The organism is Pseudoalteromonas shioyasakiensis, assembly GCF_019134595.1.
Taxonomy (GTDB): domain Bacteria; phylum Pseudomonadota; class Gammaproteobacteria; order Enterobacterales; family Alteromonadaceae; genus Pseudoalteromonas; species Pseudoalteromonas shioyasakiensis_A.
Genome location: NZ_CP077770.1, coordinates 3,451,080 through 3,464,301, shown reverse-complemented (window position 1 = coordinate 3,464,301; position 13,222 = coordinate 3,451,080). Strand labels below are relative to the sequence as shown.

Here is a 13,222-nt window from a genome sequence, read left to right as displayed (position 1 = left end):
TTTATGATGAATATGGTTAAACTGCTTACTTATAGGATATATCGCGTATTATGGCTGCAAAATTCAAACTTTTAGTTCTAAATGGGCCAAATTTAAACATGCTTGGCAAGCGTGAACCAGAAAAGTACGGTACTCAATCTCTTGATGAGATTATAGCTGAACTTAGTCAGGTTGCTGCCGGTCTCAATGTTGATTTAAAGCATTTCCAAAGTAACAGTGAAGCTGCATTAATAGAACGCATTCACGATGCATGGCAAACGGTTGATGCAATTATTATCAACCCTGCTGCATTTACGCATACAAGCGTAGCCTTACGGGATGCATTACTTAGTGTAAACATTCCCTTTTACGAGGTGCATTTAACTAATGTGCATGCTCGAGAAGCATTCCGTCATCATTCGTATTTTTCGGATGTGGCACAAGGCGTCATTATTGGATTAGGAGCAATGGGTTATAAGGTGGCACTTGAAGCTGCTGTTAGCCGGTTGCAAAACACACATTAATTTTTAAATAACTAACAGGCGGGTCGTTCAATGGATATTCGCAAGATCAAAAAACTTATCGAATTAGTAGAAGAATCTGGTATTGCTGAATTAGAAATCACTGAAGGTGAAGAGTCAGTACGCATCAATCGTAACAATATGTCTGCAGCACCTGCAATGCAGTATGCACCACAACAGTTTGCAGCACCTGCGCCAGCAGCGGCACCAGCTCCGGTAGCAGATGCACCAGCAGCAGAAGCGGCTGCTCCAGCTGCACCGACTGGCCATCAAGTTAAATCTCCTATGGTTGGCTCATTCTACTCAGCGGCTTCTCCAGAAGCAGCACCATACGTAGAAGTAGGTTCTAAAGTAAATGTTGGCGATACGTTATGTATCGTTGAAGCAATGAAGATGATGAACCAAATCGAATCTGATAAAGCAGGCACAGTAAAAGCTATCTTAGTTGAAAATGGCGAGCCAGTAGAATTCGATCAACCTTTATTCATCATTGAATAATAGCGCAACAAAAGGCCAACTCTATGTTAGATAAAGTAGTCATTGCAAACCGAGGTGAAATTGCACTTCGCGTACTGCGCGCCTGCAAAGAGCTTGGGATCAAAACTGTTGCTGTGCATTCAACGGCAGACCGTGATCTTAAGCACGTGTTACTGGCAGACGAAACAATTTGTATTGGTAAACCAGCAGCCACTGAAAGTTACTTAGATATTCCGCGCATTATTGCAGCGGCAGAAGTAACAGACGCAGTTGCTATCCACCCAGGTTATGGTTTCCTTTCTGAAAATGCAGACTTTGCTGATCAAGTTGAGCAAAGCGGCTTTGTATTTATCGGTCCTAAAGGCGACACAATTCGTTTAATGGGTGACAAAGTTTCTGCAATCGAAGCGATGCGTAAAGCAGGTGTACCTTGTGTACCAGGTTCTGATGGCCCATTAACGGCAGACAGCGAGCGCAACATTCAAATCGCTAAGCGTATTGGTTACCCTGTGATCATTAAAGCAGCAGGCGGCGGCGGTGGTCGTGGTATGCGTGTTGTTCGCAGCGAAAAAGAACTGGTTGATTCAATCGCTCTTACTCAGCAAGAAGCAAAGCAGTTCTTCGGTAATGGCATGGTTTACATGGAAAAATTCCTTGAAAACCCACGTCACATCGAAGTTCAAGTACTTGCTGACGGTCAAGGCAATGCAGTTCACTTAGGTGAGCGTGATTGTTCAATGCAACGTCGTCACCAAAAAGTTGTTGAAGAAGCGCCAGCGCCAGGTATCACAGCTGAAATGCGTAAGTTCATCGGTGATCGTTGTACTCGTGCATGTATCGAAATTGGTTATCGCGGTGCAGGTACGTTCGAATTCTTATACGAAAACGGCGAGTTCTATTTCATCGAAATGAATACCCGTATTCAGGTTGAGCACCCAGTAACAGAAATGGTCACTGGCGTTGACTTAATCAAAGAGCAGCTAAAAATTGCAGCGGGTCAGCCATTATCATTCACACAAGAAGATGTGGTTATTCGTGGTCATGCAATTGAGTGCCGTATTAATGCGGAAGACCCAGAAACATTCATTCCATCACCAGGTAAAATCACGCGATTCCACCCTGCTGGCGGTTTAGGTATTCGTTGGGACAGCCACATTTACGCAGATTACACAGTACCACCTCATTACGATTCAATGATTGGTAAGCTGATCTGTTACGGTGAAAACCGTGATGTAGCCATTGCTCGTTCACGCAATGCGTTAAACGAATTAGTGATTGATGGCATCAAGACCAACACACCACTGCACAAGAAAATCTTGGCAGATGAGAACTTCCAAAATGGTGGTACAAACATCCACTACCTTGAGAAGAAACTAGGTCTGTAAACAAAATTCTGTTTAAGCTAAAAAGCCGGCAACTTTGCCGGCTTTTTTTTGTCAAATTAGGCATAAGAGCGGCTCTCGCCTTACAAAATTATTCTGGTATGATTAACAAAGTAATGTGTTTTTAGTTTTTCATGAGGTAATAATGACCGACAGTGTTGGTTTTCCACTCGCTGATGAAGCAGCAACGGTTGATATGGGTAAGCAACTTGCAACCTTAATGGAGCAAGGGGCAGTCATCTATTTACATGGTGATTTAGGTGCCGGTAAAACGACATTAACCCGTGGTATCGTGCAAGGTTTCGGTCATCAAGGTAAGGTTAAGAGTCCAACTTATACACTGGTTGAGCCTTACCAATTAGCTAAAGCTGATGTCTATCACTTTGATTTATATCGCTTAGGTGACCCTGAAGAACTTGAATATATGGGAATTCGTGACTATTTTTCACCACAGGCTATTTGTGTTGTGGAATGGCCAGAAAAAGGCGGCGAATTTATTCCAACACCGGATCTTGATATCACCCTACGCTATGAAGGCGAGGCGCGTGCCATTGCAATTAACAGCTTAACCAAGCGTGGTCAGGCAATTGTTCAGCAACTTAAGAGCGCGCAAGAATAAACATATAAAAATAAAGGTGTATTAGTAAAAATGGGTCGTTGTACGTTTAAACTATTAACTACTTTGATGTTATTGGTTGTGAGCCAGATTGCGCTTGCACAAAATACTATTAATAGCGTACGTGTGTGGCCTTCACCTGACAGCACTCGTGTGGTCTTTGATTTAAACGATAAACCTGATTTCAGCTATTTCATGCTGAAAAATCCAGCTCGTTTAGTCATTGATTTAAAAAATACCGACAAACTAGATAGCTTGCCTGCTATTCCTAAAAAGCATCAGATTGTTTCAAAGCTGCGTTACTCAAAACCTAAAGACAGCAAAAGTGTGCGCTTTGTTTTTGAGCTAGCCCGTGCTAGTAAACCCGTTGTGTTTGCTTTACTACCTACCGACCCATACAAGCATCGTTTAGTAGTTGACCTTGTTGATAAAACACCGAAGGTAGAGCCTGTTGCTTCGACCAATACCAGTGTGAAAAAACGCGAACTCAATCAAGAGCGCGATATTGTTATTGCCATTGACGCAGGTCATGGTGGTGAAGACCCAGGTTCAATTGGTCCGTCAGGCACTTATGAAAAAGACATAACACTACAAATAGCGAAGCGCTTAGAGCGAATGATTGATGCTGAAAAAGGCATGATTTCGCGTATGGTGCGCCGTAGTGACTACTTTGTAAATCTAAACTCTCGAACCAGTATTGCCCGTAAGAAAAAAGCTGACTTCTTTGTGTCGATTCATGCGGATGCCTTTACTAGTCCACAACCAAACGGTGCCTCAGTGTGGGTGCTATCACTACGCCGTGCAAATTCAGAAATTGGTAAATGGATTGAGGATAAAGAGAAACACTCAGAGCTTTTAGGTGGTGCAGCTGGGGTATTAAAAGATACTGCAAGCGAAAAATATTTAGCGCAAGCACTGCTAGATATGTCGATGGATCACTCGATGAAAACAGGCTTTAGTGTCGCAGAAGAAGTGGTTAGCGAATTACGAAAAGTGGCTAAAATGCATAAGAAACGCCCACAAGCGGCGAGCCTTGCAGTATTAAAGTCACCTGATATTCCGTCTATTTTGGTTGAAACAGGGTTTATCTCGAATCCACGCGAAGAGCGAATGCTAAAAACGGCGCAGCATCAGGAGCGCTTAGCTAAAGCAATTTTCACCTCGATTAAAAATTACTATATGCAAAACCCGCCAGATGACTCGCTTTTCGCTAAGTTAAAGTCGCAGTTTCCGACTAAACACAAAGTTCGCCCTGGTGAGTCGTTAAGTATTTTAGCAAGCAGATATAACACCTCTGTGAGTAAGCTAAAAACGGCCAACAACTTAAAATCAAATACCTTATTTATTGGTCAAGAGCTTGATATTCCTCAAAGCTAGTCAATTTTCGTGTTAGGAACACTATGAGTATAGAAATACTACCCGCGCGATTGGCTAACCAAATTGCTGCGGGTGAAGTGGTTGAACGCCCAGCATCCGTTGTTAAAGAGCTGGTAGAAAACAGTTTAGATGCCGGCGCAACGCGCATTCAAATAGATATTGAGCGTGGCGGTCATAAGCTTATTCGCATTCGCGATAATGGCTCTGGCATTAATAAAGATGAGCTAACATTAGCCTTGTCGCGCCATGCTACGAGTAAGCTTAAGTCACTCGATGACCTAGAGAACATCTGTTCACTGGGTTTTCGTGGTGAAGCGTTAGCATCAATTAGTTCTGTTTCTCGCTTAACCTTAAGCTCAAAGCCAAAGCAGCAAGAGGCTGCATGGCAAGCGTTTGCTGAAGGTCGCGATATGGCGGTGCAAGTCAAGCCAACCGCACACCCTGATGGCACCACCATTGAGGTGAAAGACTTATTCTTTAATACCCCTGCGCGCCGTAAATTCCTTCGCACCGAGAAAACCGAGTTTTCACATATTGATGAGCTCATAAAGCGTATTGCGCTGAGTCGTTTTGATGTCTCTATCACCCTGACTCATAATGGCAAAGTTGTGCGCCAATACCGTGCTAAACCAAACCCTGAGCAAGCAATAGCGCGTGTCGCTCAAGTTGCTGGCAAAGCATTTAGTGAGCAGGGGCTGCATATTCAATCAGGTGAAGCTGGTTTGATGCTGCGCGGTTGGGTATTACCCGTGGGCTCAACGAATAGCACGCAATATACCTATGTGAATAATCGCATGATGCGCGATAAACTCATTTTGCATGCAATCCGCCAAGCCTTTGAAGAAGTCGCAGGCTCAGAAGAGCTACCCGGTTTTGTCATTTATATTGATATTGACCCACGTCAGGTCGATGTAAACGTGCACCCAGCAAAACATGAAGTGCGTTTTCATCAAGGCCGTTTAGTGCATGACTTTATCCTGCAGGCAATAAAACAAGTGGTGGTGCCGCTTCAGCATGAAGCCGGTTTTACAGAGCACAATGACACTGCTTTTCAGCATGCCCCGCTTGATGAGACACACCTAAGCAGCATGCAGCCTAGTTTTACTCAATCAGCGCCAACAGAGCAGTATGATTACCCTAAATCTGAATTACAGCCGACACGTTCAGCGAGTTATTCTGGAGCAACAGGAGCTGGGCGCTCAGGCGGCGGTTTTAGTAGCGACAGCCAAGGCCGCAGTAAAACATCGCATCAAGATGTAAATGCATTTTATCAAGGGATCAGTGAGCAACATGCTGCGCATTTTGACCAAGTACGCCCAGAGCCAAGCATTGCAGCGCCGGTTGTTGAACAAGCAAAACTCGCCAAACTCATCCACGTCCGTGAAGGTGAGTGCGTATTTAGTGAAGACAACCAGCTATTTGCAGCTCACTTTAAAAATGCTTTAGCACTGGACTGGCAAGCGCAAGTAGAGCAAGCCGGTAGCCTTGATGGTAAAGCCTTGTTGTTACCTGTGCGAGTAAATGCAAGTGCTGATGATATTAGCGCGCTAAATGATCAGCAGTCGTGGTTTACCTTACTTGGTTTTGATTTAGTCATTGAAAAACAATTTGTGATGGTGAAAAAGCTACCGCCTTGTGTGTATTTACTTGATGTCAGTAATGCTATTGAGCGGCTTATCAGTGGTTGCAAAACCTCGCCAAGTTCCCTCGATGAATGGTTAGATTGGTTAGCTCAGCAAATTCCAGCACGCTATTACGCAAGCCAAGCCTTTTTGGAACAAGTGGCTAGGTTAGAAAATAATCCACAAACTATGCAACGTTTACGTCAAAAAGCAGTTAAAATAGAACTATCTCAGTTTTTAAACTAAGCAAGGTATTTAGGCTTGAATAACTTACCCGTCATTTTTTTAATGGGACCAACCGCTGCAGGGAAAACAGATTTAGCAATTTCGCTGTGTGAGCATTTAAACACAGAAATAATCAGTGTTGATTCAGCATTAGTCTATAAAAATATGGACATCGGCACGGCAAAGCCAAATGCCGAAGAGCTTGCTCGTGCGCCGCATCACTTGATTGATATTATCGACCCAGCAGATAGTTATTCAGTGGCAGATTTTCGCCGTGATGCAATTGAAAAGATTGATCTATTTCATCAGCAAGGTAAAGTACCTGTATTGGTTGGCGGTACAATGATGTATTTTAAGTCGCTTATTGATGGCTTATCACCGCTACCAGAGGCATCACCTGAAGTACGTGCTGAACTCGAAAAGGAAGCAAAGCAGTTTGGCTGGCCACATTTGCATAAAGAACTTGTGAAAATCGATCCTGATGCAGCAAAAAAAATGAGCGAAAATGATTCGCAAAGAATTAATCGTGCATTAGAAGTATATCGTATATCAGGTAAAACAATGACTGAGCTGCAAAAACAAAAGCAGCCTGAGCTTCCTTATACTTTCCATCAATTTGCCATTGCACCTGATGATCGCAGTGAATTACATCAGCGAATTGAGAAAAGGTTTAAAATAATGCTCGATCAGGGGTTTGAAAATGAAGTTTCATCCCTATATAAACGTAAGGATTTACACCCAGACCTGCCTTCGATTCGTTGTGTGGGTTATAGACAAATGTGGGATTACATTGCTGGCGAAATTGACTATGATGAAATGGTCTTTCGTGGTATTGCAGCCACACGGCAGTTAGCCAAGCGACAACTCACTTGGTTAAGAGGTTGGCCTGAAGTAACTTGGTTGACCACGGGTGATGAAGAAAACTTGCAACGTGTAGTAAGTTCGCTAAGCTAGTAGTAGCTGGAAGTTTTTTAGCTTTGTTAAATTAGTTCAGCTACTTAATTATAATAACACCTAGAACGAAGGAAAATAACATGGCAAAAGGCCAGTCGTTACAAGACCCATTTTTAAATGCGTTACGTCGTGAGCGCATTCCAGTATCAATCTTTTTGGTTAATGGCATTAAATTGCAGGGTAAAATCCAGTCATTTGACCAATTTGTTATTTTACTTGAAAACACCGTAAATCAAATGGTGTATAAACACGCTATTTCAACTGTTGTTCCAGCGCGTTCTGTTAACTTCCAAGGCGTTCAAGGAAGTGATGATTCAGAAGAGCAAGAACCTGGAAATTTTTAAACTTAGGAGCGTAATGCTTGTTTGACCGTTATGAAGCCGGCGAACAGGCAGTTTTAGTTCATATCGACTTACCTAAAGAGGGAGATCGCGAAGATCTTCACGAATTAGAGTTGTTGGTATCTTCTGCTGGTGTTAGTAGTTTGGCGATTGTGCAAGGCAGTCGTCAAGCACCACATCCGAAACTCTTCGTCGGGACCGGAAAAGCAGAAGAAATCGCTGAAACTGTCAAAATCCACAATGCAGATGTCATCATTTTCAACCATCAACTTAGCCCGTCACAGGAACGTAATTTAGAAAGCGTTTGTCAGTGCCGTGTTCTTGATCGTACGAGTTTGATCTTAGATATTTTTGCGCAACGAGCGCGTACTCATGAAGGTAAACTTCAGGTTGAGTTAGCTCAGTTACGTCATATTTCTACTCGCTTGATCCGTGGTTGGACCCACCTTGAAAGACAAAAAGGGGGGATAGGTTTACGTGGTCCGGGTGAAACCCAGCTCGAAACCGATAGACGATTACTGCGCGCAAGAATTAAAAACATTCGTGCCCGTTTAGATAAAGTTGCTGTTCAACGTGAGCAGGGACGACGTGCGCGTATGCGAAATGAAATACCAACAGTGTCACTGGTAGGTTATACCAATGCGGGTAAGTCAACGTTATTTAACCGTATTACAGACTCTGATGTGTATGCTGCTGACCAGTTATTCGCAACCCTAGATCCAACCTTACGTAAGTTGGATATCGGCGATATAGGTCCAATTATTTTAGCTGATACGGTAGGTTTTATTCGTCACTTACCACACGACCTTGTTGCAGCATTTAAAGCGACCTTAACAGAAACTCGTGAAGCTGATTTACAGCTACATGTTATCGATGTGGCAGACCCTCGTCGAAAAGAAAATATTGAGCAAGTACAGTCTGTTTTAAAAGAAATCGAAGCAGATGAAGTGCCGCAATTATTGGTTTATAACAAAATTGATGCGCTAGATGACGTTGCGCCACGTATAGATAGAAACGACGAAGGTCAACCGGTACGAGTCTGGTTGTCGGCGCGCACTGGCGTTGGTTGTGAACTGCTAAGTGAGGCAATTAATGAGTTACTTGCCAAAAAGATGTTTGCTGATGAGCTAAAATTACCACCACAACATGGTCGTATTCGCGCAGCATTATTCAACTTAAATGCAGTTCATCAAGAGTGTTTTGATGAGCAAGGAAACTGGTTATTATCGGTACGCTTGCCAATGGCAGAATGGAATCGCTTGAAAAAAGAGATGGGACAAGACCTCGACTCTTTCGTAGTGACTGATTAAAAATCACCAGCATTTGTCTTTTTTAGTATGAGAAATGCTGTAGATTTGATAGATTTAACCTAATTCATTTAGATAACAATGGAGTATAGCTATGGCCTGGAATGAACCGGGTAATAATGGCAATGATAAAGATCCGTGGAATAATAAAGGCGGAAAAGATCAAGGCCCACCTGATTTAGACGAGGTAATGCGTAAGTTCGGCAACAAGTTTGGCGGTTTATTTGGTGGTAATAAGCCAGGTAAAAACGGCGGTGGACTTGGTGGCGCAGGCATTTCTTTCATCCTTATTATTGCCATCATTGTATGGGCATTAAGTGGTATTTACACGGTAAAAGAAGCTGAGCGCGGTATTGTTTTACAATTTGGGCAATACGATCGCATTGCAGAACCTGGCTTACGTTGGAAAATGACCTTCATTGAACGCGTGATCCCTGTTGATATCGAAGCGGTTCGCTCGTTATCTGCTAAAGGCTTTATGCTTACCGAAGACGAAAACGTGGTAAATGTAGAGTTTGAAGTACAGTACCGTGTTATCGACCCACATCTTTACAAGTTCAGCGTTACTGATGCTGACCACAGCTTACAACAAGCACTTGATAGTGCATTACGTTATGTAATTGGCCATGTAAAAATGGACCAAGTACTAACAACAGGTCGTGAGTTAGTGCGTCAACAAACATGGGATGAGCTTAACAAAATCATCGAGCCATACAATCTAGGTATTATTGTAAGCGATGTGAACTTTAAAGATTCACGTCCGCCGGGTGAAGTAAAAGATGCGTTTGATGACGCTATTGCTGCACAAGAAGATGAAGAGCGTTTCATTCGTGAAGCAGAAGCCTATGCTCGTGAAATTGAACCTCGTGCCCGTGGTCAAGTTACTCGTATGACGCAAGAAGCAGAAGCGTACCGAGAGCGTATTAAGCTAGAAGCACAAGGTGAGGTAGCGCGTTTTGAAAAGCTATTACCTGAGTACCAAGCTGCTAAAGAGGTAACTCGTAAGCGTCTTTACATCGATGCGATGGAAGAAGTGCTTGGTAACAGCTCTAAAGTGTTAGTTGATGTTGAAGGTGGTAATAACATGATGTACTTACCGCTTGATAAAATCATGGAAAAGCAAGGTACAGCAACACGTGTTGCATTACCAAGCTCAAGTGATATCAAAGACCTTCGCAATAAAATAAACACGTCGCGTAACAGTACGGTAAATTCAAGCAATGACCGTTTCGCAACTGACCGTTTTAATGAGGGGAGATAAGCAAGATGAAAAATTTTAGTTTAGTAATACTTGCCATTGCTATTGTGCTGTCTTTCTCTTCAATTTTTGTTGTGCAAGAAGGCGAGAAAGCAATCGTACTGTTATTCAGCAAAGTTGAAAAAGACAGTGATGATAAGGCTGTAGTGTATGGTCCTGGCTTACACCTAAAAGTGCCTTTCTTTAGCCAAGTACGTCGTTTAGATGCACGTATTCAAACGCTAGATGGTGCACCTGACCGTTTCGTAACAAGTGAGAAAAAAGACTTAATCGTTGATTCTTACGTTAAGTGGCGAATTAATGACTTTAGTGCATTCTACCTGCGTGCCCGTGGTGATAAGCAATATGCCGAAACACTACTTAAGCAAAAGGTAAACAATGGTCTACGTACTAACTTCGGTTCTCGTACTATCAGAGAGATTGTTTCTGGTGAGCGTAGTGAGCTGATGGAAGAAGCGTTAGTTCAAGCGTCTGAAAGTGCACAAGAGCTAGGTATTGAAGTACTTGATGTGCGCGTTAAGCAAATTAACTTACCACAAGAAGTGAGTAGTTCAATCTTCCAACGTATGCGTGCTGAGCGTACTGCGGTTGCAAAAGAGCACCGTTCTGAAGGTCAAGAAAAAGCTGAAACAATTCGCGCCGAAGTCGACCGCCGTGTCACAGTAATGCTTGCAGACGCTGAGCGTAATGCGCGTACTGTTCGTGGTCAAGGTGATGCCGATGCAGCAGCTATCTATGCTAACGCTTATAACAAAGACGCTGAGTTCTTCGGCTTTGTGCGTAGCCTAGAAGCTTACAAAAACACCTTTAAAAATAAGCAAGACGTGATGGTGATTTCACCTGATAGCGACTTCTTTAATTATATGAAAGGTACAAAAGCACAATAATTAATATTTGTGTGATGAAAAGCCCTGCAGTTTGTAGGGCTTTTTTGTTTCTGCACGTGATTAATTTTTATCCTTAACTATTTTATAAACCTCTGTTCTGCATGTGGTTGTTTGATTAATTGAGATGATAAAAATTCAGGCGCAGAAAAAATAAGCTAAACGGGGTGATCTTTCACCTCGTTTTCTGATAAAATCTCGTCCTAATTTTTTCTAAGTGAATTTGCAATGGGTAAAAACGTTGTTGTATTAGGCACCCAATGGGGTGACGAAGGTAAGGGTAAGGTAGTTGACCTCCTTACAGACAAAGCATCTTTAGTAGTTCGTTATCAAGGTGGTCATAACGCAGGCCATACTCTGGTAATCAACGGTGAAAAGACGGTTTTACACCTTATTCCATCGGGTGTATTACGTGACAATGTTAAGTGTGTGATCGGTAATGGTGTTGTTTTATCACCAGAAGCATTAATGAAAGAAATCGGCATGCTAGAAGAGCGTGGCGTACCAGTACGTGAGCGCTTATTAATCAGCGAAGCATGTCCATTAATTTTACCTTTCCACATTGCATTAGATTTAGCCCGTGAAAAAGCACGTGGCGATAAGCCAATTGGTACTACAGGTCGTGGTATCGGTCCAGCTTATGAAGATAAAGTAGCACGTCGTGGTTTACGTGTAGGTGACTTATTCAACCCTGAACAGTTTGCTAGCAAGCTTAAAGAAGTATTGGAATACCATAACTTCACATTAGAGCATTACTACAAAGCTGAACCAGTTGACTTCCAAAAGACATTTGACGATGCAATGGCTATCGCGGATATCTTAAAAGCAATGGTTGTTGATGTTACTGAGCTTCTTGATCAAACGCGTTTAGCGGGCGACAACATCTTATTTGAAGGTGCGCAAGGTACATTACTTGATATCGACCACGGTACTTACCCGTACGTAACATCATCAAACACAACAGCTGGTGGTGTAGCAACAGGTGCTGGTTTTGGTCCATTACACCTTGATTACGTGCTAGGTATTATTAAAGCTTACACTACACGTGTAGGTTCTGGTCCATTCCCTACAGAGCTTTACGACGGTCTTGATAAGCAAGATCCAGTTGGTAAGCACTTAGGTGACAAAGGTCATGAGTTCGGTGCAACGACAGGTCGTTTACGCCGTACAGGTTGGTTAGACGCAGTGGCAATGCGCCGCGCAGTGCAAATCAACAGCATCTCAGGTTTCTGTTTAACTAAGCTAGACGTTTTAGACGGTTTAGAAACATTAAAAATCTGTACTGGTTACCAGTTAGAAGATGGCACAGTAACGAACGTTACACCATTAGCAGCTGAAGGTTACGAAAAAGTAACACCAGTATACGAAGAGATGCCAGGCTGGTCAGAAAACACAGTAGGTGCTACGTCAGTTGATCAATTACCGCAAGCGGCACTTGATTACATCAAACGTATTGAAGAAATCACTGGTGTTCCAGTTGATATCATCTCTACTGGCCCAGACCGTGTAGAAACTATGGTATTACGCAGCCCGTTTGCATAATCGTCATAGTGACTGAAAAAGCTGCCTCGGCAGCTTTTTTTGTGCCCGAAATTCACTCTGGAATGATAATTGTATATTATTTGCTAAGACTGACTTTATTTAAGTGATTTTGATGCGTGTTTTATTGCCTTTAACATTACTCTTCTCAAGCCTAAGCATGGCTGAAGAGCCTATAACAGCTGTGCCTCTGTACACAGAGAGCGAGTTAATTGGCTTGATCAATAAAAATGCACATCTAGCACGTGTAAAGGCAGATGATTGCCAGTTAGTGCAAGATATCGAAGCGCGAGCCAATAAAATGGCACTGCCATCGTATCAGTTCTTGTATGGCGATATGCTAGCTTATGCAGTGTGTGTAGACCGCAATGTAGAGTTAGGGGTTTATTACATGCGTCAGGCTGCTCAGCAAGGGCTAGGCGCGGCATTAGAGCAACTTGGTCGCTATTACGATGTAGGGCAGTTAGTACAGCAAGATAAAGCGATGGCGGTGACCTATTTACGAGAAGCATCAGCCCAAGGCAACTTAAAGGCACAAATGCGACTGGTTAATCTATTTAATCAAGGTTATGGGAGCCCGCGTGATTATGAAGACGCCTACCGTTGGTTATTTCATTCAATGGTTGCCGATAAAGCGACTCACAAGAAAGTCGAAAATTTACTCGCTAAGCTTGCCGAAAAAATGCCAGACAGCGTCGTTGCACGCGCACGTTTACCTATGTAGAAACATACAAATACAA

General features: G+C 42.9%; 13 protein-coding genes. All 13 read left to right on the top strand.

Annotated elements, in window-relative coordinates; all coding sequences use genetic code 11:
* Window positions 1-50: 50 nt before the first annotated feature.
* On the top strand, window positions 51-503 hold the full coding sequence (aroQ, locus tag KQP93_RS15970; RefSeq protein ID WP_217875187.1) for a type II 3-dehydroquinate dehydratase: 453 nt from the start codon (window positions 51-53) through the stop codon (window positions 501-503).
* A 30-nt stretch (window positions 504-533) separates the two neighbouring features.
* Window positions 534-998, top strand: a complete 465-nt coding sequence (accB, locus tag KQP93_RS15965; RefSeq protein WP_217875186.1) for an acetyl-CoA carboxylase biotin carboxyl carrier protein — start codon at window positions 534-536, stop codon at window positions 996-998.
* A gap of 23 nt (window positions 999-1,021) precedes the next feature.
* Window positions 1,022-2,362, top strand: a complete 1,341-nt coding sequence (accC, locus tag KQP93_RS15960) for an acetyl-CoA carboxylase biotin carboxylase subunit (protein ID WP_217875185.1) — start codon at window positions 1,022-1,024, stop codon at window positions 2,360-2,362.
* Window positions 2,363-2,504: 142 nt separating this feature from the next.
* Window positions 2,505-2,978 carry a tRNA (adenosine(37)-N6)-threonylcarbamoyltransferase complex ATPase subunit type 1 TsaE gene (tsaE, locus tag KQP93_RS15955; protein WP_217875184.1) on the top strand — a complete coding sequence of 158 codons (474 nt, stop codon included), beginning with the start codon at window positions 2,505-2,507 and terminating at the stop codon, window positions 2,976-2,978.
* A gap of 66 nt (window positions 2,979-3,044) precedes the next feature.
* The gene (locus KQP93_RS15950; RefSeq protein ID WP_254907753.1) at window positions 3,045-4,352 is read left to right on the top strand and encodes an N-acetylmuramoyl-L-alanine amidase; all 1,308 of its coding nucleotides are present in this window, start codon (window positions 3,045-3,047) and stop codon (window positions 4,350-4,352) included.
* A 23-nt stretch (window positions 4,353-4,375) separates the two neighbouring features.
* On the top strand, window positions 4,376-6,220 hold the full coding sequence (gene mutL / locus KQP93_RS15945; RefSeq protein WP_217875182.1) for a DNA mismatch repair endonuclease MutL: 1,845 nt from the start codon (window positions 4,376-4,378) through the stop codon (window positions 6,218-6,220).
* 15 nt (window positions 6,221-6,235) lie between these two features.
* Complete coding sequence (gene miaA, locus KQP93_RS15940; RefSeq protein ID WP_217875181.1) at window positions 6,236-7,153, top strand: tRNA (adenosine(37)-N6)-dimethylallyltransferase MiaA; 918 nt, start codon at window positions 6,236-6,238, stop codon at window positions 7,151-7,153.
* An 80-nt stretch (window positions 7,154-7,233) separates the two neighbouring features.
* Entirely contained in the window at window positions 7,234-7,497 is a 264-nt protein-coding gene (gene hfq, locus KQP93_RS15935) for an RNA chaperone Hfq (RefSeq protein ID WP_130050381.1), read from the top strand.
* Between the two features lie 17 nt (window positions 7,498-7,514).
* A complete protein-coding gene (gene hflX, locus KQP93_RS15930) occupies window positions 7,515-8,804 on the top strand; it encodes a ribosome rescue GTPase HflX (protein ID WP_217875180.1) in 1,290 nt (429 codons plus the stop codon).
* A gap of 91 nt (window positions 8,805-8,895) precedes the next feature.
* On the top strand, window positions 8,896-10,062 hold the full coding sequence (gene hflK, locus KQP93_RS15925; protein ID WP_217875179.1) for an FtsH protease activity modulator HflK: 1,167 nt from the start codon (window positions 8,896-8,898) through the stop codon (window positions 10,060-10,062).
* 5 nt (window positions 10,063-10,067) lie between these two features.
* Window positions 10,068-10,946 carry a protease modulator HflC gene (gene hflC, locus KQP93_RS15920; protein WP_054563493.1) on the top strand — a complete coding sequence of 293 codons (879 nt, stop codon included), beginning with the start codon at window positions 10,068-10,070 and terminating at the stop codon, window positions 10,944-10,946.
* A 225-nt stretch (window positions 10,947-11,171) separates the two neighbouring features.
* The gene (locus KQP93_RS15915) at window positions 11,172-12,485 is read left to right on the top strand and encodes an adenylosuccinate synthase (protein ID WP_054552439.1); all 1,314 of its coding nucleotides are present in this window, start codon (window positions 11,172-11,174) and stop codon (window positions 12,483-12,485) included.
* Window positions 12,486-12,597: 112 nt separating this feature from the next.
* Entirely contained in the window at window positions 12,598-13,206 is a 609-nt protein-coding gene (locus tag KQP93_RS15910) for a tetratricopeptide repeat protein (RefSeq protein WP_054563494.1), read from the top strand.
* The last annotated feature ends 16 nt before the right edge of the window (window positions 13,207-13,222 follow it).